We start from the raw sequence: 25,680 nt of genomic DNA, 5'->3' as shown, positions 1-25,680 counted from the left end.
CCGTTACTCCTTGGCCAGGATCTCGTTCATCTGCGCCGCGATCTCCTTGGCGACGTCGGCGACCGGCCGCTTGCCCGACCAGGCGTCGGCCAGCAGCCTCTGCTGCACGTCCTGCCACTGCGCGGTGTTCAGCGTCGCCGGGTACGGCACGCCGTGCGGCATCGAGGCGTCGTAGGTCTCCTTCAGGTGGAAGGACGGGAACGCCTTGAACCAGCCGTCCTGCGTGCCCGGCCGGAGCGAGAGGGCGCCGCCGCCGCTGTCACTGAGGATCTTCTGCGCCTGCTCGGAGGAGACGAACTCGGCGAACGCCGCCGCCTCCGCCGGGTGCTCGCTCTTGGCCGACACGGCGTTGGCCAGGCCGAGCAGGATGACGGCCTCCTTCGCCGGGCCAGCGGGCAGCGGCGCCACGTCGATGCGCTCGCGGATCTCCGGGTTGGACCAGAACGTGGAGGCGAACCAGACGCCGCCGTAGTACATGCCGTACTTGCCGGACTGGAAGAGCTGGATGGGGTCGGTGTCGGTGTAGACCTCGGCGACGGGCGCGACCTTGTCCTTGATCAGGCCGGTCCAGAACTCCAGGCCCTTGATGGAGGCCGGGTCGTCGAAGCCGCTCTTCTTGCCGTCGGGCGAGAGCACGTGGCCGCCCGCCTGGAGCATCGTCGGATAGAAGCCGCCCTGGTCCCACATCGGCGCCAGGATGCCGAACTGCTTCTTGGCCGGGTCGGTCAGCTTCTTGGCCGCGGACTTGACGTCGTCCCAGGTCCAGTCGGCGGTCGGGTAGTCCAGCCCGGCCGCGTCGAAGATCTTCTTGTCGTACCAGAGGGCCGGGATGCTCACGTTGTGCGGCAGCGCGTACAGCTTGCCGTCGTAGCGGTAGCCGTCGACGACCGCGTCCGGCAGGCCCTCGGCCTTGGCCGCGTCGATCGGGGAGATGACGCCGCCCTTGGCGTACATGCGGACGTTGAGGCTGTTCATCCAGAAGACGTCCGGCGCCGCGCCGCCGGACGCGGCCGTCTGGAGCTTGGTCCAGTACTGGTCCCACGGGGTGATCTCCAGCTTGACCGTGACCTTCGGATTGGCCTGCTGGAAGGCGGCGATGATCTTCTCGGCGCCGGCCTGGTCGTTCTTGTCCCAGATGGCGTACGTGATCGCGGCCTTGCCGTCGGCGGCCGGCTCGGAGGAGGAGCCGCAGCCCGCGGCGAGGACGGCGAGGGCGAGCAGCCCGGCCAGGGGGAGGCGGTAGCGCATGGTTTCTCCAGGTGGGGGGTGTCAGAACCGCAGGTTCGCGGTCCAGGCGGCGAGCTTGCCGTCGATCTCGGCCCTGGTCCGGGGGTGACCGGGGGCGTCGGGACGGCGCTGCCAGGGGTGCGGTCCGCCGGCCGGGCGATACTCCACGCCCAGCGCGTCGAGCCGCTTCTCGTGCACGGCGAGCCGGGCGAGGAACCCGCCGAAGTCGCGCTCCTCGCTCCACACCGCCTCGGCGAAGGCGGCCAGGCGCGGGAAGGCCATGTAGTCGAGCAGCCGCGGCGAGTCGATGTGCTCGGTCCACAGCGCCGCCTGCGCGCCGAGGATCCGGCCGCGTTCCTCCCCGGTCAGACCGGCGGGCACCGGGTCGAAGGCGTGCACCGCGTCCAGCGAGGTCACGCTGCCGATCGGCACCGGCTCCTGGTCGCCCTCGGCCTGGCGGAAGTCCAGGTACGTCTCCGCGAACGGCGAGACGACCACGTCGTGGCCGGCCCGCGCGGCCAGCGTCGCGCACTTGTCCCCGCGCCAGGCGGCGATCGTGACCCCCGGCGGCAGGCCGCCCTCCAGGAGCTCGTCCCAGCCGAGCGGCTTGCGGCCCCGGGCCAGCAGGTAGTCGGTGAAGTGCCGCATCAGCCAGGTCTGCAGCTCCTCGGCGTCACGCAGGTTCAGCTCGCGGATGCGCTCCTTGGCCGGGACGCTCTCGTTCCACTGGGTCTTGGGCACCTCGTCGCCGCCGACGCAGACGTAGTCGCCGGGGAAGAGCTCCAGCACCTCGTCCAGGACGTCGGTGAAGAAGGCGATCGTCTCGTCGGCGACGTTGAGCACGTTCTCGCCGACGCCCCACTCGGTGCGCACGTCCAGCGGGGTGTCCAGGTTGCCGAGCTCGGGGTAGGCGGCGATGGCGGCCTGGGTGTGGCCCGGCAGGTCGATCTCCGGGACGACCGTGACGAACCGGTCGGCCGCGTAGGAGACGATCTCCCTGATGTCCTCCTGGCTGTAGAAGCCGCCGTGCGGGCGGCCGTCGAACAGCCCGTGCCGCTTGGCGCCGCGCGGCGACTCGCGCCGCCAGGCGCCGACCTCGGTCAGCCTCGGGTACTTCCTGATCTCCAGCCGCCAGCCCTGGTCGTCGGTCAGGTGCAGGTGCAGGACGTTCAGCTTGTGGGTGGCCAGCAGGTCGATGTAGCGCAGGAGGTCGTTCTTCGGCAGGTAGTGGCGGGCCACGTCGATGAGGCAGCCGCGCCAGGCGTAGCGGGGGGCGTCGGCGATCGTGACGGCGGGGACCGTCCACGTACGGTCGCCGGTGCGGCCCGCCCGGAACGCGGCGGGGTCGAGGAGCTGGCGCAGCGTCTGGGCCCCGTAGAAGGCGCCGGCCGGGGCCGTGGCCTCGATCAGCACCGACGCGGGGGTGACGGTGAGCCGGTACTCCTCGGGGCCGAGCCCTCCGGTGAGGCGGATCTCGACGCCGCCGGGGCCTTCGGGCAGCGGCAGGCCGGTGGCCGGGCCGAGCGTCTCGCGCAGCCACACCGCCGCCCTGGCGAGCGCCGGGTCGGCGGCCAGCGGCGTGGCGGCGCCGAACGTGAACCGCCCCGCACCGGCGACGGCCCGCGCGGGCACGGGAACCACCCCACCGGCGGCGGTGGCGGCCGTTCCGGAGGCAGCGGGCGCCGTCACAGGGGCTGCACCGTCCTGGTCTCGCGGGCGCGCTCGGCGGCCCAGACGACGAGGTGCCCGGCCAGCGCGTCGGCCGCGCCGGCGCCGAGCGGCGCCTGGTTCCCGGTGGCGACGGCGTCGAGGAACGCCGCGACGAGCCCCGCGTCGCCGCCGCCGTGGCCGTCGGCCAGCGAGGCGCCCGCGCGGGTCCCGGTGTCGACGATCTCCTCGTCCCCGGTCACGAAGTCGACGACCCGGATCGTCCGCCCGTCGCCCTCGGCGTAGCCGCGCGTGCCGAACACGCGGGTCTTGCGGTGCTCCAGCGGCGTGAAGGCCGTCATGGTGAACGACACGGTCGTCCCTCGGGCGAACTCCATCGTCACCACCTGCTGGTCGACCACGTCGTTGTCGCAGTCGTACACGCAGCGCCCGTACGGACCGGTCTCCAGCGCGCTCATGACGCCGGCCGTCGTGGCGTCGGTGGTGACCGGGCCGAGCGGCCAGAACTCCCGGTCCGGGTCGCCGAGGCAGCCCAGGTAGAGGCGCTTGGCCGAGTAGGCGCAGGAGGGCTCGACCGGGCAGCTCACGCAGCGCGCGCCCGCGCCCTCCGGCCGGTTCTCGGGCCGGAAGTGGGTCAGCGAGCCGAACGACGACACGCCGACGGGCCGGTCCCCGACGAGGTGGAGCAGCCAGTCGATGTCGTGGCAGGACTTGGTCAGCAGCATCGGCCCGGACTCGGCGGCGTTGCGCCAGGAGCCACGGACGAAGGAGTGGGCCATGTGCCACCAGCCGACCGGCTCCAGGTGCTGGACGCTGGAGATCGTGCCGAGCCTGCCGCCGTCGACGAGCTCCTTGAACACCTGGGTGTAGGCGGTGTAGCGCAGCACGTGGCAGACGGCGAAGACGACGCCGGCGCGCTCGACGGCCTCGACGATGCGGCGCGCCTCCGGCTCGGTGGGCGCCATCGGCTTCTCCAGCAGGATGGCGTAGCCCAGCCCGGCGAAGGCGATCGCGGGATCGACGTGCAGGCGGTCCTGGGTGGCGATGACCACGGCGTCGGCCAGTTTCGGCGCGGCGGCCAGCTCGGCCCAGCCGGTGAAGCGGGCCTCCTCGGGCACGCCGTGCTCGTCGGCGAGCCTGTCGCGCCGGGCCGGGTCCGGGTCGGCCACGGCCACGATCCGCGCCCGTCCGCCGGCCGTCGCCGCGCGGGCGTAGATCTGGCCTCGGGCTCCTGCCCCGACGACGGCTAAGGTCACTGTCATATCTGCCCGAACTCCCCGATTTATTGTGGAGTCCATAGATATTCATGGATCCGGTCTTGCAGTCAAGACCCGCTTGGCCGATGATCCCCCTAGCAGCGGACCGACATCGTCTGGAGACCATCAATAGTGAGGAGAGAGCCCGTGCAGGTCAACGGCGGCGACCTACAGCGGCTGCGCCAGCTGAACCTGCTGAGCAGCATCCGCGCGCTGCGTGAGGCCACCGGCCCGCTGACGCTGACCGAACTGGCCGCGAGAACCGGGCTGTCCCGGGGCTCGATGGTCGACGTCGTCACCGACCTCCAGGACCGCGGCTGGATCGCCGAGGTCGAGCCCGCCCCCGGCGGCATGGGCCGCCCCGCCAAGCGCTACCGCTTCCGCGCCGACGCGGGACACGTGCTCGGCATCGACATAGGGGTGCACAAGGTCCTGGCCATCATCACCGACCTCGCCGGGCGGGCCGTCGCCAGCGGCCGGGTCGCCGTGACCCCCGCCACCACGCGCGACGAGCGGCTGGAGGCCGTCGACAGGGCGATCGACGCCGCGCTCGTCGCCGGCGGCCTCACCACGCTCGACCTGTGGGGCGTCGCCGCCGGGAGCATCGGCGTCGTCAACCGGGAAGGCATGGTCACCCGCGTCACCGCACTGCCCGACTGGGCCGGCGTCGACCTCATCGGCCATCTCGGCCGCCGCCTGTCGTGCCCGATCACCATCGAGAACGACAGCAAGCTCGCCGCCCTGGCCGAACAGCGGCTGGGCGTCGCGGCCGGCGTCCGCGACCTGGTCTACCTGCACGCCGGCCGGCGGCCCGGGGCCGCGCTCATCCTCAACGGCCTGCTGCACCACGGCTTCAGCGGCGCCACCGGCGAGGTCGGCCTCATGGACATCACCGGCTGGCGCACGATGGCCGGCCACCTGGAGAACTCCCCCGCCGCCGCGGGCGCCGCCCCCGAGGACGCCGCCGGGCTCGTCTTCGCCTCCGCCCGCACCGGCGACCCCGCCGCCCTGGCCGCCGTCGACGCCTACGCCGATCAGCTCGCGCTCGGCACCGCCGCCATGGTGCTGACCCTGGACCCCGAGCTGGTCGTCCTCGGCGGCGGCTTCTCCCGCTCGGCGGACGTCCTGCTGCCCGCGCTCCGCCGCGCCCTCGAACCCCACTGCCTGCGCGTCCCCGAGATCCGGCCCTCGACGCTCGGCGAGGAGTGCGTCTCGCTGGGCGCGGCCTGCCTGGCCCTGGACCACGTGGACGACCGGTTCTTCTCACCGCAGGGCTCGATCTCCCGGCCCGCGGCCCCGCAACGCCTCACCTGATCCCCCCTGCCGGCTCCGCCCGGCACACCGCAGAAGGAAAGTGCCTTGCGCAAGTTGATCCCCCCGATGGTGGCCGCCCTGGCCCTCGCCGCCCTGACCGTGCCCAGCCCGGCCTCGGCCGACCCCGGCCCCAGGCCCGCCGCGTACCGCCTCGACTGTGACGGTCAGGCTCCCGGCAGCTCGTGCACGGTCGTGGCGAGCGGCAAGAGCCGTCCGAACCACGTGCAGGAGTTCGTCGCCACCGTCAGGACCGGCGAGCAGGTGTGGGCCCGCGACACCATCTACACGCGCGAGGGCCAGGCCCGCAGCCGCCCCTTCCCCCTGCCCGCCGGGAACGTGACCGTCGACGTCTCCGTCACCTCCATGCCGGAGAAGAAGGCCGGCACGCCGCTGCGGCTCATGGCCTGGAACCTGTACGTCGGCGGCACCATCAACGGCCAGGAGAAGACGGGCCAGAACCTCGCCCAGCTCATCGAATACCTCAACGAGGTCAACCCGGACATCCTGTTCGTGGTCGAGGCGTACGGGTCCGGCGAGAAGATCCTCGACGGGCTCAACGCCGGACGCGCCGAGGACGACCGCTACACCGCCGCCCGGCTCACCCAGCCCGAGGACTACAGCGTCAACGGCGACAACCTGTGGATCTACACGAAGCTGGACATCCAGCAGGTCTACCCGCGTTACGCCGACGAGGAGATCTCCTCCTTCAACCTGGGCGGCGCCCGCCTCGGCCTGCCCAACGGCAAGCACGTGCACGCGTTCAGCATGTGGACCTGGCACGAGCTGTCGTCCAACTGGGACGGCCACGAGGCCGCCGTGCAGAACCTCTACGGCATGCCCAGGACCAAGACCGACCAGCAGCTCGCCGAGAACGACAACTTCCGCCGCGTCGCCATGGGCAGGGCCATCCTGGAGAAGGCGCTGCCGTCCTTCATCGGCGACGACGACGCCCCCGTGCTCATGGGCGGCGACCTCAACGCCTGGCCGCACCTCGACTGGACCGAGCAGTTCAAGAACGCGCGCGGCCACGCGGGCATGGTGCTGCCGTGGCCGCTCACCAAGATGTTCACCGACGCGGGCTTCACCGACACCTTCCGCCACGCCAACCCCGACGCCGGCCGCCACCCCGGCCGCACCTGGAGCTCGCTGAGCGGGTGGCGGTCCGCGCCCGCCCGCATCGACTACGTCTTCACGCGCGGCGAGGACGTACGCGTGCTCGGGTCGCGCATCGACGACCGGCGGCTCCCCCGCCACCAGGACAGCCCGCTCGACGACCCGTACCCGTTCTACTCCGACCACAGCTCGGTCATCACCGACGTGGTGATCCGGGGCAAGGGCACCGGCCCCGACCAGCCGGTCGTCCACGACGAGCCCGAGCACGCGCCCGGCGTCTGGCCCGAGGTCCCGGCCGGCACCCGGGTGCCCCCGGCCGAGCTCAGCGCGACGGCGAGCACGTACAAGCCCGGCGCCGGCGACCCCGCCCGGGCCGTCGACGGCAACCTGACCACCGACTTCCACTCCTACTACCCCGGCCCGCCGCCACAGCCCCACCACATCACCGTGGACCTGGGCAGGGTGCGCGAACTGTCGGCGGTCCGCTTCCAGCCGAAGCTCCGCTACGACATGAACGGCACCGTCCGCCGGGGCGTCGTCCAGGTGAGCGACGACGGCGAGACGTTCCGCGACGTCAAGCGGGTCGAATGGCCGATGATGACCGCGCCCAACGACGTCGACCTGACCGGCGTCTCCGCCCGCTACATCCGGCTGCGCGCCGACTACGGCATGGGCGGCGCCACCGCTCTCGCCGAGATCATCCCGTATGAGGTAAATCACTGACGATTACACCATTACAATGCCGTTCATGATCGTTGACCTCGGCCGAGGACGGTTACGGCATTGATCCTCAGATCGCGCGTGCGCGCCGCGAAGGTCGTCCCCATCGAGCTCTTCTTCGACCTCGTGTACGTGTTCGCCATCACCCAGCTCTCCCACCTGCTCCTGGAGCACCTCGACGCGGCCGGCGCGGCACAGACTCTGCTGCTGACGCTGGCCGTGTGGTGGGCCTGGATGTACGCCACCTGGACCACGAACTACCTCGACCCCGACCACCCGGCCATGCGGCTCACCATGGCCGGGATGATGCTCGCCGGACTCGCCATGGCCGCGGCGCTGCCACAGGCGTTCGGCGCCCGGGCCCTGTGGTTCGCGCTCGCGTACGTGACCATCCAGGTCGGGCGAGCCGCCGTGGCGGCCGTCGCCGCGCGGCGCGAGCCCATCGGCCACACGTTCCGGCTCATCCTCGCCTGGCACGTGGTCAGCGCCGCCCTGTGGATCGGCGGCGCCCTCGCCGGAGGCGGCGCCCAGGTCGCGCTCTGGATCGCGGCGCTGCTCGTGGAGTACGCGGCCCCCTGGCACGGCTACCGGATGCCGCTGCTCGGCCGGGCGACCACCACCGAATGGTCCATCGACGGCGGCCACATGGCCGAACGCTGCCAGCTCTTCGTCATCCTCGCGCTCGGCGAATCGGTGCTGATCACCGGCCTCACCCTGGCCGAGAACGACCACCTCTCCGCCGCCACCGTCGCCGCCTTCGCGATCGCCTTCCTGACCAGCGTGGCGATGTGGTGGGTGTACTTCGACCGGACCGCCGACGCCGCCGCCGAGAAGGTCGCCGAATCCGACGACACCGGACGGCTCGGACGATCCGCCTACACCTACAGCCACATCCCCATCGTCGCCGGCGTCATCGTCGCCGCCGTGGGCGACGAACTCGCGATCGCCCACCCGCTCGGCCACACCACGGCCGGGGCCGCGCTCACCATACTCGGCGGCCCCGCCCTGTTCCTCGCCGGGCACGCCGTGTTCCAGCGCGTCGTCTTCGGCACCCTCCCGACGGGCCGCCTCATTGCCGCCGCCCTGCTCGTCGCCACCGCCGTGGCCGTCCCCCTCACCTCCGCCCCCGTCCCACCCCTCGCCCTCGCCGCCCTCGCCGCCCTCACCCTCTCCACCGTCGCCCTCACCACCCCCCGCCACCCCTGACCTTCCTCGGGGAAACGGGCGGTGAGCGGCGGCCCAACCGAACCGACCCAACACTTCGTACGGGTCCAACGTCCCGCACGGGCCCGGCACCCCGCACGGACAGCCCAGACCACCGGCCCGCGCGCACCCCGCCGTAGCGGGCAGCTCAGACCACTTCGTGGCACGCGGCACGGTGGTGTCCCAACGGCCCGGACGGCTCCAACAGCCCGGGCGCCCGTGGCCCAACCGCTAAGGGGCACCGCCGCGCGGGATTCCCCGGACCCCCCAAAGCCCTGGAAGGTCCGGGGCGGCTCGGAGGCCCCGAAGGCGCGGGGTTAGTCGGTGGTGGGGGTTGGGAGGTGGTGGAGTTCGGCGGTGGTGTCGCGGTGGGCGGATCGGACGAACTCGAGGATGGCCTCCAGGGCGCGGTCGTCGAAGGGCGCCAGGGACTGCTCGGTGCGGGTGATGAGCCCGGCGTAGGCGGCGCTGACGCGGGCGATGCCGTCCGGGGTGGGTTCGATGAGCACGCGCCGCCGGTCGCCGGGGTCGGCGACGCGGCGTACGCAGCCGGCGGCGACGAGGCGGTCGATCATGCGGGAGGCCGAGCCGGTGGTGAGGCCGACCTGTTTGGCGAGGGCGCCGGGGGTGGCGGGGCCGAGCCGGTCGAGCACGTGCAGGCATTGGACGTCGCTCTCGGCCACGCCGAGCCGGTCGGCGACGGCCTTGTTGAGCCGTACGACGGCGATGGCCCAGGCCGGGATCGCGTTCTTGACCAGCTCGGCGACCAGCGCCTGCCGTTCCTCGTCCATCACCGACCGCCCTCCAGTTTGCTGCGTGGCGCAGAGGTTCTGCTATAAATTAGCTGCGTCGCGCAGCTACTGCGTTATGCAGCCATTCTAGCGGATCGAGGAGCACCCACGCGCTATGACCACTCCCCCACCCACCGCCCTCCTGACGGGACGGCCGGCGGTTCTCGTCCTGGCCGCGGTCCTCACCGCGTCGTTCATGGAGCTCCTTGACGCCACCATCGTCAGCGTCGCCCTCCCGGCGATCGCCGCCGACCTGGGCGCGGGTGACGCCGCGCTCCAGTGGACGGTCGCCGGCTACACGCTCGCCGTGGGCGCCGGCCTGATCACCGGGGGGCGCGCCGGTGACGCGTACGGGCGCCGCCGGGTGTTCCTCGCCGGGCTGTCGGCGTTCACGCTGGCCTCGGCGGGCTGCGGGCTGGCGCCGGACGCCGCCGTCCTGGTCGGCGCGCGGGTCGCGCAGGGGCTGGCGGGCGGCCTGATGATCCCGCAGGTGTTCGGCGTCATCCGGGCCTCGTTCGAGCCCGCCGCCCGCGCCAGGGCGCTCGGCGCGTACGGCGCGGTGCTGGGCCTGGCCTCGGTCGCCGGGCCGCTGCTCGGCGGGGTGCTGGTCGAGGCCGACCTGTTCGGGCTCGGCTGGCGGGCGATCTTCTGGGTGAACGTGCCGATCGCCGCCGTCGGGCTCGCCCTCGGGGCCCGGCACCTGCCCGACTCGCGCGAGCCCGGCCGCGTCCGGCTCGACCTGCCGGGCGCGGCGCTCGCCGCCTGCGCCGCCGTGCTCCTGCTCCTGCCTCTCGTGCAGGGACGCGAGTGGGGCCGGCCCTGGTGGAGCTACGTGATCCTGGCGCTCGCGGTCCCGGTGACGGCGGTGTTCCTGGCCAGGCAGCGGCGGCTGGCCGAGCGCGGCGGGCAGCCGGTTCTCGATCCGGCGCTGCTGCGCGTGCGGGCGTTCGCGGGCGGGCTGGCGGCCTCGCTGCTGTTCTTCGGCGCGCTGGGGTCGTTCTTCCTCGTGCTCTCGCTCTACCTGCAGTCGGGCGCCGGCTACTCGGCGCTGGAGACCGGGCTGGTGATCCTGCCGTACGCGGTCGGCTCGATCATCACCTCGGGCCTCGGGGTACGGGCCGGCCGCGGCACCCTGGTGGCGGGGTCGCTCACGCTGGCCGCCTCCCAGGTCGTCCTCCACCTGGTCGTCAGCGGCGGCGCCGAGCCGGCCGCCTGGCTGCTGGCCGCGCCGATGCTGCTGGGCGGCCTGGGGCTGGGCCTCACCGCGCCCGGCCTGATCAACGTGGTGCTCGCCGGGGTGCCCGCCCGTGACGCCGGGGCCGCGGGCGGCGTGCTCACGACCGTGACGCAGATCGGCAACGCGGTGGGCGTCGCCGTCCTCGGCCTGATCTTCTTCGACGCCCTGGAGGCCGCGGGCGGGACGCCCGGGCTCGCGGCGTACTCCGGGGCCATGAGCGCGGTGCTGCCCTGGCAGGCCCTCTGTTACGTGGGCGCTGCCGCGCTGATGTTCCTCCTGCCCAAGCAGACCCGATGACCCCCGAGGAGATCCCGATGACCGAAGCCCCGTACGCCGGCGTGGACCCGTTCGCCGTCACCGTCCGCGCGATCGGCGAGCCGCATCCGGCCCGTGCCGCCCTGCGCGCCGCCGGCCCGATCGTCCGGGCCGACGCCCCCGCGGGCGGCCCGGCGTGGATCGTCACCGAGGAGGCGCTGGCCCGCCAGGTCCTCGTCCACCCCGACATCGTCAAGGACCCGGCCTGGGCCCCGGAGAGCTGGGACCCGCGCACCGCGGGCCTGGAGCCCACCGCCGCCGCGCAGCTGTCGCTCACCACGCTCGACGGGCCCGCGCACGAACGGCTGCGCCGGGCGCACGCGCCGCTCTTCACCGCGCGCCGCATGGCCGCCTACGCGGACCGGATCGCCGGGCACGCCCGCGACCTGCTGGCCCGGCTGGCCGCCACGGGCGAGACCGTGGACGTGATGGCGGACTTCGCCACCCGTTACCCGCTCACCGTGGTCTGCGACGTGCTCGGCGTGCCGCTGGAGCGCGTCGACCAGGCGATGGCGGCCTGCCGGAGCATGTACAGCCCGGACCCCGAGGAGGTCGGGGCGGCGATGGCCGCCTTCGCGGAGCTGGCCGGCGCGGCGCTGGCCGAGGGCCGGGACGGCCTGGCCGCCGAGCTGCGCGAGCGGGTGCCCGAGTTCAGCGAGCCGGAGGTGCACTACCTGATCTTCACGCTCGTGTTCGCCGGTCAGCTCACCACCGATCCGTCGCTCGGCTTCCTGCTGGCCCGCGCGCTCGACGTCGCCCCGGAGCCGTCGCAGGCCGAGGACTTCGTCAACGAGACGCTGCGCAGGCACGCGCCCGCGCCGTTCACGCTGTGGCGGTTCGCCTCGGCTCCGGTCGAGCTGGCCGGGGTGCGGCTGCCCGCCCGCTCCCCCGTGCTCGTCGACATCCAGGGCATCAACCTCGATCCGCGCCGGGCGATCGGGCCGGACCTGACCTTCGGCGCCGGCCCGCACTACTGCACCGGCGCCCAGCTCGCCCGGCTCGAACTGCGCGCGCTCGTCGAGGTCCTGCGCACCGACTTCCCCCGGGCGCGGCTCGCGGTGCCGTACGCCGAGCTGCGGCAGACGGACTTCGGCGGCGTCCAGGGCAGCAGGCTCACCGCGCTGCCGATGCGGCCGCACGGCTGACCCGCGCTACTCCGACAGGACCTTGCGCAGCGCGGCGGCGAAGCCGTCGGGGTCGCCTTTCATGCCGAACTCGCCGTCCATGAAACCGCCGTGGTTGCTCGGGAAGATCACCGCTTCGGTGCCGAGCCGCGCGGCGACGCCCTCGCCCGAGCGCCGGGCCATCTGGCCCTCCGACTCGGCGCCCACGGCGATGACCACCCTGGTGGAGGCGGCGCGCAACGCCTCGTAGTCGTGCTCGTAATGCGTACAGGAGATGAGGTTCTGGGCGAACAGCACGTCGTCGCGCGAGCCGTCGTCCTCCGCCGGCATGCCGAACGCGGCGGGGTCGGGCATGGGCCGGTCGGCGAAGTCGGCGGGGATCTCGCCGGTCAGGCTGGTGATCCCGATGAACTTGGCCATCGCGGGCCCGAAGCCGTCGCGCTCGTAGGTCTGCCGGATGTCGGCGATGGCCGCGAGCGCCTGCTCGCGGTCGGGCAGGGCCTGGGCGGCGGGCGGCTCGTGCGCCACCAGCGTGCGGACCTGCTCGGGGTGCTTGGCCACCAGCGCCAGCGCGTTGACGGCGCCGCCGCTGCTGGCCAGGATGTCGACCGGCCCGCCGCCGATCGCGTCGATGAGCCGGTGCAGGTCGTCGGCGTGCAGGTCGGGCGTCGACTCGCCGCCCTCGGTGCGCACGCTCCGCCCGGCGCCGCGCGGGTCGTACGTGACGACCGTGCGGTCGGGGAAGCGCGCGGCCAGCGACGCGAAGCCGGCTGCGTCCATCGGCGACCCGATCAGCAGCAGGATCGGGTCGGCGCTGTCGGCCGGGCGGATGTCGTAGTGAAGGACGGCCCCGGGCACTTCCAGGGTGTGTGTCGTGAGCTCGGTCATGCGGTCGCCTCCTGGTCGATGCTGATGATGCAGACCGCCGCGAGCGGCGAAACTCATCGGCGCAGGCGGAAACGTACCCCGAACCGGGAGCCGTGCGCAGGAGCCGTCCGGTCAGCCCGCCTTGCGGAACCGCCGCACCAGGAGGAGGCCCCAGGCCAGCGCGAGCAGCGCGAAGACCGCCGAGGCGATCTTGAAGCCGGTCGCCGCGCCGCTCGCCCGCTCGGCGTCACCGGCGGCGGAGTAGACCGGCCGGCCGTCGACCGAGGCCCCCAGCGCCTTGATCAGGTAGTCGGAGTCGGGGAAGCGGGCGGCGCGGGCGAGCGTCTCGGCGGCGTCGGCGGGGACCTCCAGGCGCACGGCGGCGCCGTCGGGCACCCCGCCCGGCGGCGGCTGCAGCAGGCGGAAGGTCACGTTGGCCGGATAACCGGAGAGGGTCAGCGCGAACACCACGACCGTCGAGGTCCGGTTGCCGCGCCCGACGCTGTCGGTGTAGGAGCGGTAGCCCGCCGCCGTGCCCTCCAGCACGCTGACCTCCCGCACCACCGGCTCCCGCCGCGCGCCCTGGTCGAACAGGAACAGCGCCGTCCCGGCCAGCACCAGCAGCGGGACGAGCCGCGAACGCCACTTCACCGGGGGACCTCCTCAGGCGGCGGGGGCGCCGATCCTACCGATGCCGCCGGGGACGGCACCACAGGATCAGGCGCTCGCGGCGGCCTTCCTGGCGATGGCGCGCAGCATGATCCGGCGGATCAGCCCGCTGAAGGGGCGGATCAGCCGCCAGTAGGCCAGCATCCTGCGCCGGGTCCGCGGCGAGTCGGCGGTGACCCGGGTCTCGGTGCGCAGCAGCGTGCCGTGCTCGGTCGGGATCACCTCGAAGATCGACGCCGACTTGGCGAAGCCGGGCGCGTGGTAGTCGCGGAAGCTGCCGGGCGGGCAGGTGTGGCGCTGCTCGCCCGGCCGCAGCCGCCAGAACTGGCTGATCGAACCGAGCACGATGTAGCGCTGCGGCTCTCCGGCCAGCTCGAACCAGCCGCGGCCGCGCATCGTGCCGAGCATCGTCGGCGCCTGGTTCAGCCCGTTCGCCGGGAGCGAGCGCAGGCCCATGAGCAGCCGCACCCCCGGCAGCTCGGCGGGGGTCAGCGTGTTCAGCGCGGTCCACACGGTCTCCGGCCGCTGCCGGATGTGCAGCTCGTGGCACTCGGTGCCCAGGGGCCACGGGATGAAGTCCTCCAGGACCTTCGGCATGCGCGCGTCCTCTCGTTCGTCAGTTGTGCTGCGACAGGTGGGCGAGCTTGTCCGGGTTCGCCATGCCGTAGATGGCGCGTACCCGGCCGTCCACGGGGTCGGTCTCGACGGTGACGACCGCGACGGGGCGGTCGCCGTCGACGATCAGGGCGGTCGGGGTGCCGCCGGGCGCCGCCCAGCGCACCTGGTAGCCGGCGTAGTAGGGGCCGACGGCGGCGAGCAGGCGGGCCACCTTGGCCGCGCCGTGCACCGGCCGCAGCGCGGCGCGGGCCCGGCCGCCGCCGTCGTTCCAGAGCGTGACCTCGGGGGCCAGCACGTCGAGCAGGCCGGTCATGCTGCCCCCGACCGCCGCGGCCACGAACCGCTCGGCCGCGACCTGGGCCTCGCGCTGGTCGGCGGAGAAGCGGGGCCGCCGCGCGTGCACGTGCCCGCGCGCCCGGTGCACGAGCTGCCGCACCGCCGCGGGCGACCGGCCGAGGATGCCGGCGATCTCGTCGTACTCGTAGGCGAACGCCTCCCTGAGGACGAACGCGGCCCGTTCCAGCGGCGACAGCGTCTCCAGCACGACCAGCAGGCCGAGCGCCACGCCGCCGCTGCGCTCCACCGGCTCGGCGGCGCTCTCGTCGGTCCACAGCGGCTCGGGCAGCCACGGGCCGATGTAGTCCTCGCGCATCCTGCGCGCCTTGCGGAGCTGGTCGACCGCCCGGTGCACGACGATGCGCATCAGGTACGCGCGCGGGTGCTCGATGGCCTCGTGGTCGGCCCCCTGCCAGCGCAGCCACGCGTCCTGCACGACGTCCTCGGCGTCGGTGACGCTGCCGAGGATGTCGTACGCGGCCGCGAACAGCAGGTTGCGGTTCGCGGCGAAGACGGCTTCCCTCTCGTCCGTGATGTCGTCCGTCACTGTTCCCCCTGGTCGCTTGCCTTCCCTCGTTGGGACGAACCCGCCGCCCGGCTTGTGACATCCCGCGCGGAAATCCGTGTCACAGGCGCCGGCGCGCCGGCGTCAGATCGTAGAGCGGCCGGGCAGGAACACCGAGGCCGCGGGAAGGAACGTGTTCGATGACACACCAGCAAGAAGGAGACGGGGAATGAAGGTCGTGCTCGCGGGTGCGACGGGCGCCCTCGGCGGCGAACTCGTGCCGAGGCTGCTCGCCGCCGGTCACTCGGTGCTCGGCCTGACCCGCTCGTCCCGCCGGGCGCGCCTGCTGGAGGAGGCGGGCGTCGAGACGCGGGTGGTCGACGTGATGGACGAGCGGAAGCTGCTGGACGCGCTGCGCGGGCACCGCGCCGACGCGGTGATCCACCAGGCGACCGCGATCACCGGCACGCCGCTGCGCCACCGGGACCTGCACGCCACCGACGACCTGCGCGAGCAGGGCACGGCGAACCTGCTGCGGGCGGCCGAGCTGGTCGGCGCGCACCGGTTCGTCACGCAGTCGTTCTTCCTCGGCTACGGCTACCTGGACCACGGCGAGGCGAAGCTGACCGAGGAGCACCCGTTCGCGCCGACCGGCCGGGGCGCCTTCGAGCGGCACATGCGCTCGATGCGGACGAACGAGCGGCTGACGTTCGGCACGGCGGGCATCGAGGGGGTCGCGCTGCGCTACGGCCTCTTCTACGGCCCGGAGGCGGGCACGCGCAAGCTGATGGAGCTGGCGTCGCGGCGGATGCTGCCGGTGCCGAGGCCGTCCGGGGTGACCTCGCCGATCCACATCGCGGACGCGGCGGCGGCCACGGTCGCCGCTCTCGAACGGGGTCGGGCCGGGCAGGCGTACAACGTGGTGGACGACACGCCGCTGCCGTTCGCCGAGTTCGTCGCCGCCCTGGCGGAGGCGGCGGGCGCGCCCGCACCGATCGCCGTGCCGAGCCTGCTGCTGCGGCCGGCGCCCTACATGTACGCGCTGATGGCGGGCACCCGGATCCGGCTGTCGAACGACAAGGCCAAGCGGGAGCTGGACTGGCGGCCGGAGTACCCGAGCTGCCGGGCCGGGCTGCGTGCGATGCGCGAGGTCCGCGCGTGAGGCGGGCGATCCGCGCCGCGGCCGTCGCCGTCGCCCTGCTGGCGACGGCGGCGGCGTGCGGCCAGGGCGGAGGGCAGGGCGGGGGGCAGGGGGCCGAGGGCGCCGCCGCGCGGCGGCACCTGTTCGTCGTGGCCGGCGGCGAGCTGGTGACCGGGCCGGACCGGGTCGAGGCCCGCACCGGCGACACGGTCGAGCTGGTCGTGACCTCCGACGCCGCCGACGAGCTGCACGTGCACGGCTACGACCGCGAGGCGGAGCTCGTCCCCGGCCGGGCCTCGACGCTGAGCCTCGTCGCGGACATCCCGGGTGTCTTCGAGGTCGAGCTCCACCGCGGCGGGCTGGTGCTGACCCGGCTACGCGTCAGCCCGTGACCGGCGGCTGAGCTGCCTGCGGTGCACCACGAGGCCGGCCAGGGCCAGCAGCGAGACGAGCCCGAGCTGCCACCAGTTGTCCGGGCTGCCGCCGAGGTCCAGGTCGGCCGCGTGGTTCACCGCGTGCAGCGAGTTGGTGACGAAGAACCCGACCAGCACGATCGAGAGCACGTCGTGCCACACCAGCGCGCAGAGCATCATCAGCCCGATGCCGATCTGGAAGACCCCGGCGTCGTGCAGGAAGTGCACGTGATTGGGGAACTGGGCGAAGACCGCGAAGCCCGCGGGGTCGATGCGCATCCACACGCCGAACACCAGCATCGTCAGCGCGCCGACCACGACGGCCACCTGGACGAAGATCCTGGCCGGCCTGCTGTAGCCGTTCATCATGATTTGTCCCTTTCCTGTGCTTGATCTGGTGATAGGACGAGCGCCCCCGGCGGCGTGTGACACGGCTCAGCCCGCGGACATCAGCGTGATGCCGAGGCCGGTGTAGACGACCATGAGCGTGAGCATCGGGTACTGGCCGGTCCGCAGCTCCCCGGCGCGCACCACCTCCAGCGCCCGGTCGTGCGCGGACACCACGCCGCCGATGTGGCCGAGCACGATCGCGCCCACCTGGACGGCGGCGATCAGCGACGGCGCCAGCACCGTGTAGTCGACGGCCGCGTCCCCGGCGCCGAACAGGTCCCAGCCGAGGCCGAACGGGTCACCGGCCAGCAGCCAGCCCCGCTGCCCCTCGAAGACGGCGAAGGAGAAGTAGTGCGCGACGCTATAGCCGACCATGACCGGCACCAGCGAGTGCGTGAACGCGTCGGCCACGCCCGCCGACGGCCGGGCGTACGGCCTGGTCATCCGGAGCGCGTCGCGGTAGGCCAGGTGGTTGAGCGCGATCACGACGCCGAGCGCGGCCGTGGTCAGCAGCGTCGCGGCCGGGCCGCCGAGCACGCCGGTGATCCCGGTCCACACCGGCAGCCTGCTGAAGCCGTCGTACATGGTGCCGCCCAGCACCACGAGCGCCAGCGCGGTCTGCCCGGCGTCGGCGCGACCGGCGCGCAGCCCGGCCGGGGGCGTCCGCAGCACCAGCCGCCCGGCCTCGTCCCTGCCGATCGGCGACAGGGCGGCGAGCAGCCCGGCGTACACCTCGAAGGAGTCCGCCCGGTCGAACCAGCGCGGCCCGAACACGGCTCCGGCCACCGTGTGCGCCAGCGCGTACCCGGTCACGAAGAGCGCCACCGCGCGCGGCGAGCCGGGGTCGGGGGAGGCCAGTTCCAGCCAGAGGAAGGCGACCATGCCGGCGACCGCCGGCAGGGAGCCGGCGCGGCCGGACGGCGGCTCGCGGCGCGCCGCCTCCGGCAGGAGCCGTCGGACGGCGGCGGCGAGCGCGCGCACCGGGTTCACCAGCCGCCAGAGCGGCCCGAACAGCAGCGACACCGGGATCAGGCCGACCCAGAACCACACGTAGAACCAGGCGGGCGCCGGGTTGCGCGCCGGGTCGGCGGCCCCGAACCAGGCGGTGGCCAGCAACAGCGCGAGCGCCGCCAGGCCCGCCGCCCTGAGCAGCGCGCGGACGGCGGGCGCGGCGGCGATCCGCTGCGCGGCCCGGGGCAGCGGCACCCCGCCCGATCGCTGCCGCTGCCGTGGCCGCAGCACCGACACCGCGAAGAACGCGATCAGCACCGCCCCCGCCCCGGCGTACAGCGCCAGCCAGAGCGGGATCGGCAGATCCGACCGCCCGCCGATCCCGTGCGCGAGAATCACCGCAGCCCCTCCCCCAGTCGTCCGTCAGTGAGCAGACGGCGGCGGGCGGCCCGATGTGACATCCGTGCGGTATCCGGCCTGCCGCAGGATGGCCACGAAGTACGCCTTGACCGCCTCGGCGCTCTCGGTGTCGGGGTAGGCGCCGAGGTGGTGCAGCACCGCGCCGTTGAGAAGCTGCTGGACGGTGTCGGGGTCGCTCTCGCGCGGGAGCTGGCCGCGCTCGCGCGAGCGGCGCAGCGCCGCGTGCTCGGCCGCCGCGCGCCGCCCGCCGTGGGAGTTCCGGTACGCGCGCGGCAGCTCGGGGTAGTCGTCCACGGCCCCGTACAGCCGTCGCAGCATGCGCCGGTTGCGGGGGGTGCTCAGGTAGGCCGCCCAGTTGTCGAGCATGCGGTCGATGTCCGGCCAGTCGAGCGCCCCCGGGCCGTGGTCGTGGTGCACCGACTCGATGGCCTGGATGAGCAGGGCCGTCTTGCCGGGGAAGCGCCGGTAGACGGTGGCGCGGGTGACTCCGGCGCGCTGGGCGATCTGCTCGATGCTGGTCTGGCTGGCGCCGCGCTCGATGAGCAGGTCGAGCGCAGCGGCCAGGACCGCCGCGTCCACCTCCCTGCTGCGCGGCCGGCCGGGTCGTCTCATGGCCGGGCTAGCCCGCCTTCGTGACCAGGGCGTCGAACGCCCGGTCAGGCAGGATCCGGTGCATCGCCAGGAGCGTCCTGGCCAGGTAGCCGACCGGGTAGCGGGACTTGGGCCGGGGCGATTCGGCCGCGGTCCTGATGGCCCGGGCGACCACGGCGGGCGGGGAGCCCTTGGTGTTGCCCTCGGCGCGCCTGGCCATCGACTCGGCGAGCGCGCCGTAGGCCCCGCCGCCGGAGGTCTCGCGCAGCTCGCGCGGCGTGTCCTCCTCGAACTCGGTGCGGATGATGCCCGGCTGCACGACCACCACGCGGACGCCGAACGGCAGGCATTCCTGGCGCAGCGAGTCGGACCAGGTCTCCAGGGCGTGCTTGGAGGCGTGGTACCAGGCGACGAGGGGCAGCGAGATCTCGCCGGCGATCGAGGAGACGTTGACGATCGTGCCTGAGCGGCGCTCGCGCATGTGCGGCAGGACGAGCTGGGTGAGCCGGGCCGGGCCGAAGAGGTTGACCTCGAACAGGCGGCGGGCGCGGTCGACGGGCACGTCCTCGACGGCGCCGTGCAGGCCGGTCCCGGCGTTGTTGACGAGCACGTCGATCCGGCCGTGCTCGTCCAGGACGGCGGCCACGACGCGGGCCAGGTCGTCGTCGCTGGTGACGTCCATGGCCAGCGGGTGGGCCCCGGCCTGTCGCAGCCCGGCCATGCGGTCGACGCGGCGCGCGGCCCCGTACACGATGTGGCCGGCCCGGCGCAGCTCCAGCGCGGTGGCGTGGCCGATGCCCGAGGAGGCTCCGGTCACCAGGCAGATCTTGGCAGTCATGGGGACGTCCTTCCCTGTTGGCGTGTCCCGATTTCAATACAGTACAGTGCTGTATTGAAATCGGATGAGAGACGGGATCAGCCATGAGTGCCTACGTACTCGGGTTCCAAGACATCGACAAGACGCACCTCCCCCTGGTCGGCGGGAAGGGGGCCAACCTGGGCGAGCTGTCCGCGATCCGCGGGGTCCGCGTGCCGCCGGGCTTCTGCGTCACCACCGGCGCGTACGAGCAGGTCGTCGAGCGAGACCCGGCGGTCGCCGCGCTGATCGACGGGCTGTCCGGGCTGCGGGCCGACGACCGGGCCGGCATCGCGGCCGCCGCCGCCCGGCTGCGCGCCGCCATCGAGGGCCTGACCGTGCCCGAGGAGATCCGGCACGACATCGTCCGCCACCTCGGCGGGATGGGCGGCGACGAGGCGCCCTGCGCGGTGCGCTCCAGCGCCACCGCCGAGGACCTGCCCTCCAGCTCCTTCGCCGGCCAGCAGGACACCTACCTGAACGTGCGCGGCGCCGAGGCGATCGTCGACGCGGTGCGGCGCTGCTGGGCGTCGCTGTTCACCGACCGGGCCGTGGCCTACCGCATCCAGAACGGCTTCGGCCACCGCCTGGTCCGGCTGTCGGTGGTCGTGCAGCGGATGGTCTTCCCCGAGGCGGCGGGCATCATGTTCACCGCCGACCCGGTCTCGGCCAACCGCCGGGTGGTGTCGATCGACGCCGGGTACGGGCTCGGCGAGGCGTTCGTGTCGGGGCTGGTCAACGCCGACAACTACCGCGTCAGGGCGGGGCGGATCATCGACAGGAAGATCGCCACGCAGACGATGGAGCTGCGCGGGCTGCCGTCCGGCGGCACCGAGGAGCTCCCGGTCGAGCCCGCCCGGCAGTCCGCGCAGAAGCTCGGCGACGAGCAGATCCTGCTGCTGGAGCGCCTCGGCCGGGAGATCGAGGCGCACTTCGGCCGCCCCCAGGACATCGAGTGGGCGCTGTACGACGGCGCGTTCCACGTCCTGCAGAGCCGCCCCGTCACCACGCTCTACCCCGTTCCGCCCGCCGGCGACGACAAGAACCACGTGTACGTCTCCTACGGGCACCGGCAGATGATGACCGACGCCTTCGCGCCCCTCGGCCTGTCGTTCTTCGCGCTGCTGCACGACAAGCTGGGCCGCACGGCGGGCGTCGTGGCCGGCAACCGCTTCTACAAGGACGTCTCGGCGGAGCTCACCTCGGCCTGGGCCAGGCCCGCCACGCTCAAGAGCCTCGACCAGGTCGACGTGCTGATGGCCAACGCCCTGCGGGCCGTGCTCACGCGCAAGGACTTCGTCGCCGGGCTGGCCCGCGGCAAGACCTCGATGCTGGACTTCGGCGAGGGCGGCGTGCTGCCGATCGCCAAGCAGTATCTCAAGCTCGCCCGCGAGGACGACCCGCGCGTCGTGCCCGACCTGATCGCGCACACCGAGGCGACCGTGGCGCGGCTGCGGCGCGAGATCGCCGGGAAGTCGGGCGACGAGCTGTTCGCCTGCATCGTCGACGACCACGACGTGCTCGCCGAGCTCACCTTCGACCCGCGCAGCGTGGCGGCGGCCTTCCTCGGCATCCAGTCGGTGAACTGGGTCAACAAGCACATGGAGTCCTGGCTGGGCGTCAAGAACGCCGCCGACGCCGTCGCCCAGTCCGCCGACCACAACGTGGTGGCCGCGATGGGGCTCGACCTGCTCGACGTCGCCGACGCCGTCCGCGACCACCCCGAGGTGCTGCGCTACCTGGAGACGGCCCGGCGCGACACCTTCTACGACGGCCTGACCGGGCTGGAGGGCGGGGCCGAGGCCGCCGACGCCATCCGCCGCTACCTCGACACGTACGGGATGCACTGCGCCGGTGACATCGACCTGACCAGGACCCGGTGGAGCGAGGACCCGACGCTGCTCGTGCCGCTCATCCTCAGCAACATCCGCAACTTCCCGCCCGGGGAGCGCCTCCGCAAGGCGGAGCAGGGCCGCGCCGACGCCGAGCGCACGATGGCCGACCTGCTCGCCCGCCTGCGTGCGCTGCCCGGCGGCGCCGGCAAGGCGAAGAAGGCGGCCAAGAAGATGAGCCTGATCCGGCACTTCATCGGCTACCGCGAGTACTCCAAGCACGCGCTGCTCCTGCGCTACGAGGTCTACAAGCGGGCGCTCATGGAGGAGGCGGCCAAGCTCGCCGCGCGCGGGGTCGTCCAGGCGCCCGAGGACGTGTACTTCCTGTCCATCGAGGAGTTCAGGAAGGCGGTCAACACCGGCGAGCTGGACTACTCGCTCATCACGCGGCGGCGGGAGGAGCACGAGACGTTCCAGAAGCTGACCCCGCCGCGCGTGATCACGTCGGAGGGCGAGGTGATCTCCGGCGCGTACGAGCCGGGCTCGCTGCCGCAGGGGGCGCTGGCGGGCATCCCCGTGTCGTCGGGCGTCGTGGAGGGCCGGGCGCGGGTCATCCGCAGCATGGCCGAGGCCGACCTGGAGGACGGCGACATCCTCGTCACCGTGTTCACCGATCCGAGCTGGTCGCCGCTGTTCGTCTCGGTCAAGGGCGTCGTCATGGAGGTCGGCGGGGTCATGACGCACGGCGCCGTGGTGGCCCGCGAGTACGGGCTGCCCGCGGTCGTCGGCGTGGAGGGCGCCACCCGGCGGATCGAGGACGGGCAGCGCATCCGGGTCAACGGCGGCGAAGGGTACGTGGAGATCCTCTGAGACCGCCGGGGCGGCGCCGCCCCGGCGGGTCGTCAGCGGGCCTTCAGCCCCTCGGGCACGCTCCGGTGCACCGGAGCCCAGCCCAGCTCGCGGGTGGCCTTGGCGTGCGAGACCCGCGTCGTGGTGTCGATCAGCAGGCAGCCCAGATACGGCACCGCCAGCCGGAGCAGCCACCTCGGCGTCACGACCGGGCGCGGGGTGCCGTGCGTGCGCGCCACCGTCATCAGGAAGTCGCGCCAGCTCATCGGCTCGTCGTCGACGATGTTGTACGCCTCCCCCGGCCTGCCGCGTTCCATCGCCGCGACCGCGGCCGCCGCGGCGTCGGCCACGTGGACGAAGGACGTGGTGCCCGTCCTGCCGCGCGGCAGCACCGGCGCCCGCTTGCGCATCATGTCGGCGAACATGTCGCTGAAGGCGTTCTTGCCGTAGAACATGCCGTAGCGCAGGGCGATGCCCTCGATGCCCTCGGCGGCGAACACCTGCCGCTCGGTCGCCACGCTGGAGTCCGTCACCAGGTCGGCGACGGTGCCGACGTGCACGCCGAACTCGTCCTCCTCGGTCAGCAGCCGCTCGCCGTTGTCGCGGTAGCCGTAGCCGGTGATCAGCGACTGGGTGACGAACCGGTGCGCGCCGACCACCCGCGCGGCGTCGAGCAGGTTGGCGGTCCCCCGGCCGCGCAGGGCGATCGTCGGGTCGTCGGGAGTCAGCCTGCGCGAGGCGTTGCGCAGCGCCGTGGCCTGGTGCATCACCACGTCGGCCGACACCCCGTCGACGGCGCGCAGCAGCGCGTCGCGGTCGAGCACGTCGGCGATCACGGCGACCGCCCCGCCGTCGGTGACGAGCCGCCGCTTGGCGGGATCGCGGATGACGGCGACCACCTCGTGCCCGGCTCCGGCCAGCGCCGACAGCAGCGGCACCCCGATCGCGCCGGTCGCCCCGGCCAGCAACACCCTCATGAAGACCTCCTCGTCTGTTGGACAGCACGGGGAGGACGGGACAGCGGCCCGCGATGTGACAGCACCGGCCTTGATATCTGTTTGGATATCAAAGGGCGATTGATATCGGTCTTGGACAGTCTGTGGATGCCTGTGCTGTCATGGCCGCCATGTCCAGGTCGCATTCCCGTACCCGCATGTCCGGCGTCGCCCGGCTGGCCGCCGCCGCCACCGCCGCCGGGCTGGTCGCCGCCGCGCTCGCCCTGCCCGCCGTGGGCGGCTCGGGCGCGGTGCTCGTCGCGGGCACCGAAGCGCTCAACCTGCGCCCGGAGGAGCTGGTGGAGCCGCCGCTGGCGGAGAAGACCACGGTGTACGACGCCGAAGGCCGCAGGATCGCCCAGTTCTACGCCCAGGACCGCAAGGTCGTCCCGCTGGAGCGCATCGCCGAGGTGATGCGCACCGCCATCGTCGCCATCGAGGACGACCGCTTCTACGAGCACGGCGCCATCGACGTCGAGGGCACCGCCCGCGCGCTGGTCAAGAACCTCACCTCCGGCGGCATCAGCCAGGGCGGCTCGTCCATCACCCAGCAGTACGTCAAGCAGGTGCTGTTCAACGCGGCCGGCACCGAGGCGGAGAAGAACGCGGCCCTGGAGGCCAGCTACGCGCGCAAGCTGCAGGAACTGCGCCACGCCATGGCCGTCGAGCAGAAGTACACCAAGGACCAGATCCTGGAGAAGTATCTGAACATCGCCTACTTCGGCGCGGGCGCCAACGGCGTCGAAGCCGCGGCCAGGCGCTTCTTCGGCGTCTCCGCCGCCCGGCTCGACCTCGCCCAGGCCGCCACCCTGGCCGGTGCCGTCCAGGACCCCAACGCGACCTCGCCCGACCGCGGCGCCAAGGCCCGCGAGCTGCTGCGGCAGCGGCGTGACGTGGTGCTCGACCGGATGGCCGAGCTGGGCCGGATCACCCCCGCGCAGGCCGCCGCCGCCAAGGCCCGCAAGCTCGGCTACAAGGGTGTCAAACAGCCCAACGGCTGCCAGGAGAGCCGCTACCCGTACTTCTGCGAATACGTCCGGCACGAGCTGCTGTCCGACCCCGCCTTCGGCAAGACCCGGCGGCAGCGCGAGGCCGCCTTCAGCCAGGGCGGGCTCAAGGTCCACACCACGCTCGACCCCGCCGCCCAGAAGGCCGCCGAGGCCGCCATCAAGAAGCACGTCCACGCCTCCGACCGGGCGCTGGCCGCCGAGGCGCTGGTCCAGCCGGGCACCGGCGCGATCCGGGCGATGGCCGCCAGCCGGCCCTTCGGCGGCTCGGCGCGCAAGAACGAGATCTCCTACAACGCGGTGGCCGACATGGACCACGGCGGGCTGATCGGCTTCCAGGCGGGCTCGACGTTCAAGACGTTCACGCTGATCGAGGCGCTCAAACAGGGCATGAAGATCGACGACGGCATCACCGCCGGCGCCGGCTACACCGCACCCTCCGCCACTTCGTTCACCGACTGCGCGGGCCGCAAGGTCGGCGACCCGTCGTGGACCGTCACCAACGACGAAGGGTCGCCCGGCTTCAAGACGCTCGCCACCGGCACCTGGGGCTCGGTCAACACGTTCTTCATGGAGCTGCAGGAGCGGGTCGGCCTGTGCCCGACGGTCCAGACCGCCAGGTCGCTCGGCATCAAGCGGGCGGACGGCGAGGAACTGCGGGAGTTCGAGACGTTCACGCTCGGCATCAACGAGAGCGACCCCGTCACCGTGGCCACCGCCTACGCCGCCATCGCCGCGCGCGGCACGTACTGCCCGCCCATGGCCATCACCAAGGTCGTCGGCCGGGACGGCAAGGCCACCACGTTCCGGCCGCGCTGCGAGCGGGTGCTCGACGCCGGGGTCGCCGACGCCACCGCGCACATCCTGTCCGGGGTGTTCACGCACGGCACGATGAGCGGCGTCGGCGGCATCGGCCGGCCGGCCGCCGGCAAGACCGGCACCACCGACGGGTACGCCAGCGCCTGGTTCGCCGGGTTCACCCCGGACCTGGCCGGGGCCGTCAGCATCGGCGACCCGCGCGGCTCCCAGCGCCACAAGCTGACGGGCGTCACCATCGGCGGACGCTACTACGGGTCGGTTCAGGGCGCCTCGCTGCCCGGCCCCATCTGGAAGGACACGATGACCGCCGCGCTGCGCGGCGTGCCGGCGACCCCGTTCACGCCGGTCGACGCGGACCGGTTCGGCGGCTGCGACCTCGGCTGCGCGCCGGCCGCCGACCACCCGGACGACGCCACCGCCGAGCCGGCCGACGACGACGCGTTCTAAGCCGAC

General features: G+C 73.2%; 22 protein-coding genes. 9 read left to right on the top strand and 13 right to left on the bottom strand.

All coding sequences use genetic code 11. The features are described 5' to 3' along the window. Positions 1–3: 3 nt before the first annotated feature. From AB0J53_RS21085 to AB0J53_RS21075, 3 genes are read right to left on the bottom strand one after another with little or no spacing between them, the layout of a single operon-like run. Positions 4–1,248, bottom strand: a complete 1,245-nt coding sequence (locus AB0J53_RS21085; protein ID WP_364174643.1) for a sugar ABC transporter substrate-binding protein — start codon at positions 1,246–1,248, stop codon at positions 4–6. 21 nt (positions 1,249–1,269) lie between these two features. Then, complete coding sequence (locus AB0J53_RS21080; protein WP_364174640.1) at positions 1,270–2,916, bottom strand: beta-N-acetylhexosaminidase; 1,647 nt, start codon at positions 2,914–2,916, stop codon at positions 1,270–1,272. Further along, positions 2,913–4,157: a Gfo/Idh/MocA family oxidoreductase gene (locus tag AB0J53_RS21075; protein WP_364174637.1), complete on the bottom strand. Its 1,245-nt coding sequence runs from the start codon at positions 4,155–4,157 to the stop codon at positions 2,913–2,915. The genes AB0J53_RS21080 and AB0J53_RS21075 overlap by 4 nt, the downstream gene beginning before the upstream one ends. A gap of 141 nt (positions 4,158–4,298) precedes the next feature. On the opposite strand from AB0J53_RS21075, the gene AB0J53_RS21070 reads away from it, so the two are divergent. From AB0J53_RS21070 to AB0J53_RS21060, 3 genes are read left to right on the top strand one after another with little or no spacing between them, the layout of a single operon-like run. Continuing rightward, positions 4,299–5,465 carry an ROK family transcriptional regulator gene (locus AB0J53_RS21070; RefSeq protein WP_219515024.1) on the top strand — a complete coding sequence of 389 codons (1,167 nt, stop codon included), beginning with the start codon at positions 4,299–4,301 and terminating at the stop codon, positions 5,463–5,465. A gap of 45 nt (positions 5,466–5,510) precedes the next feature. After that, on the top strand, positions 5,511–7,301 hold the full coding sequence (locus AB0J53_RS21065; protein WP_364174634.1) for a discoidin domain-containing protein: 1,791 nt from the start codon (positions 5,511–5,513) through the stop codon (positions 7,299–7,301). A gap of 60 nt (positions 7,302–7,361) precedes the next feature. Then, a complete protein-coding gene (locus AB0J53_RS21060) occupies positions 7,362–8,504 on the top strand; it encodes a low temperature requirement protein A (protein ID WP_364174631.1) in 1,143 nt (380 codons plus the stop codon). A 314-nt stretch (positions 8,505–8,818) separates the two neighbouring features. Here AB0J53_RS21060 and AB0J53_RS21055 read toward each other — a convergent pair whose 3' ends face one another. Continuing rightward, a complete protein-coding gene (locus tag AB0J53_RS21055; RefSeq protein WP_364174628.1) occupies positions 8,819–9,292 on the bottom strand; it encodes a MarR family transcriptional regulator in 474 nt (157 codons plus the stop codon). Positions 9,293–9,407: 115 nt separating this feature from the next. Between AB0J53_RS21055 and AB0J53_RS21050 the strand changes: the two genes are divergently transcribed. Together AB0J53_RS21050 and AB0J53_RS21045 are read left to right on the top strand one after the other, a co-directional pair. Beyond that, complete coding sequence (locus AB0J53_RS21050) at positions 9,408–10,826, top strand: MFS transporter (protein ID WP_364174625.1); 1,419 nt, start codon at positions 9,408–9,410, stop codon at positions 10,824–10,826. Further along, a complete protein-coding gene (locus tag AB0J53_RS21045) occupies positions 10,823–11,989 on the top strand; it encodes a cytochrome P450 (protein WP_364174622.1) in 1,167 nt (388 codons plus the stop codon). The genes AB0J53_RS21050 and AB0J53_RS21045 overlap by 4 nt, the downstream gene beginning before the upstream one ends. A 6-nt stretch (positions 11,990–11,995) precedes the next feature. On the opposite strand, the gene AB0J53_RS21040 is transcribed toward AB0J53_RS21045, so the two are convergent. The 4 genes from AB0J53_RS21040 to sigJ all read right to left on the bottom strand — a co-directional run bounded on the left by AB0J53_RS21040 (position 11,996) and on the right by sigJ (position 15,005). After that, positions 11,996–12,856: an alpha/beta hydrolase gene (locus AB0J53_RS21040; RefSeq protein WP_364174620.1), complete on the bottom strand. Its 861-nt coding sequence runs from the start codon at positions 12,854–12,856 to the stop codon at positions 11,996–11,998. Positions 12,857–12,967: 111 nt separating this feature from the next. Beyond that, positions 12,968–13,486, bottom strand: a complete 519-nt coding sequence (locus tag AB0J53_RS21035; protein ID WP_364174617.1) for a hypothetical protein — start codon at positions 13,484–13,486, stop codon at positions 12,968–12,970. A gap of 66 nt (positions 13,487–13,552) precedes the next feature. Further along, positions 13,553–14,101, bottom strand: a complete 549-nt coding sequence (locus AB0J53_RS21030; protein WP_364174614.1) for a hypothetical protein — start codon at positions 14,099–14,101, stop codon at positions 13,553–13,555. Positions 14,102–14,120: 19 nt separating this feature from the next. After that, entirely contained in the window at positions 14,121–15,005 is an 885-nt protein-coding gene (sigJ, locus tag AB0J53_RS21025) for an RNA polymerase sigma factor SigJ (protein WP_357585734.1), read from the bottom strand. Between the two features lie 187 nt (positions 15,006–15,192). On the opposite strand from sigJ, the gene AB0J53_RS21020 reads away from it, so the two are divergent. Further along, positions 15,193–16,125 (top strand): NAD(P)-dependent oxidoreductase, encoded by a 933-nt coding sequence (locus AB0J53_RS21020; protein WP_364174611.1) that lies wholly within the window; start codon positions 15,193–15,195, stop codon positions 16,123–16,125. Further along, a complete protein-coding gene (locus tag AB0J53_RS21015) occupies positions 16,122–16,496 on the top strand; it encodes a hypothetical protein (protein WP_364174609.1) in 375 nt (124 codons plus the stop codon). Before AB0J53_RS21020 ends, AB0J53_RS21015 begins: the two co-directional genes overlap by 4 nt. On the opposite strand, the gene AB0J53_RS21010 is transcribed toward AB0J53_RS21015, so the two are convergent. From AB0J53_RS21010 to AB0J53_RS20995, 4 genes are all read right to left on the bottom strand, one after another. After that, positions 16,479–16,886 carry a hypothetical protein gene (locus AB0J53_RS21010; RefSeq protein WP_219518882.1) on the bottom strand — a complete coding sequence of 136 codons (408 nt, stop codon included), beginning with the start codon at positions 16,884–16,886 and terminating at the stop codon, positions 16,479–16,481. The two genes, AB0J53_RS21015 and AB0J53_RS21010, sit on opposite strands and share 18 nt — an antisense overlap. A 66-nt stretch (positions 16,887–16,952) precedes the next feature. Next, positions 16,953–18,257 carry a hypothetical protein gene (locus tag AB0J53_RS21005; RefSeq protein WP_364174607.1) on the bottom strand — a complete coding sequence of 435 codons (1,305 nt, stop codon included), beginning with the start codon at positions 18,255–18,257 and terminating at the stop codon, positions 16,953–16,955. Positions 18,258–18,281: 24 nt separating this feature from the next. Continuing rightward, the gene (locus tag AB0J53_RS21000; protein ID WP_219518888.1) at positions 18,282–18,890 is read right to left on the bottom strand and encodes a TetR/AcrR family transcriptional regulator; all 609 of its coding nucleotides are present in this window, start codon (positions 18,888–18,890) and stop codon (positions 18,282–18,284) included. 7 nt (positions 18,891–18,897) lie between these two features. Beyond that, entirely contained in the window at positions 18,898–19,707 is an 810-nt protein-coding gene (locus tag AB0J53_RS20995) for an oxidoreductase (RefSeq protein WP_219518891.1), read from the bottom strand. An 83-nt stretch (positions 19,708–19,790) separates the two neighbouring features. Between AB0J53_RS20995 and rph the strand changes: the two genes are divergently transcribed. After that, a complete protein-coding gene (rph, locus tag AB0J53_RS20990; protein WP_364174604.1) occupies positions 19,791–22,427 on the top strand; it encodes a rifamycin-inactivating phosphotransferase in 2,637 nt (878 codons plus the stop codon). 32 nt (positions 22,428–22,459) lie between these two features. Here rph and AB0J53_RS20985 read toward each other — a convergent pair whose 3' ends face one another. Further along, positions 22,460–23,383 (bottom strand): NAD-dependent epimerase/dehydratase family protein, encoded by a 924-nt coding sequence (locus AB0J53_RS20985; RefSeq protein ID WP_364174601.1) that lies wholly within the window; start codon positions 23,381–23,383, stop codon positions 22,460–22,462. 149 nt (positions 23,384–23,532) lie between these two features. Here AB0J53_RS20985 and AB0J53_RS20980 point away from each other — a divergent pair, with 149 nt between their 5' ends. Then, a complete protein-coding gene (locus AB0J53_RS20980) occupies positions 23,533–25,674 on the top strand; it encodes a transglycosylase domain-containing protein (protein WP_364174598.1) in 2,142 nt (713 codons plus the stop codon). Positions 25,675–25,680 lie beyond the last annotated feature (6 nt).

The organism is Nonomuraea sp. NPDC049725 (genome assembly GCF_040674795.1).
Taxonomy (GTDB): Bacteria; Actinomycetota; Actinomycetes; order Streptosporangiales; family Streptosporangiaceae; genus Nonomuraea; species Nonomuraea ceibae.
This window is presented reverse-complemented; position numbering and strand designations above follow the sequence as displayed.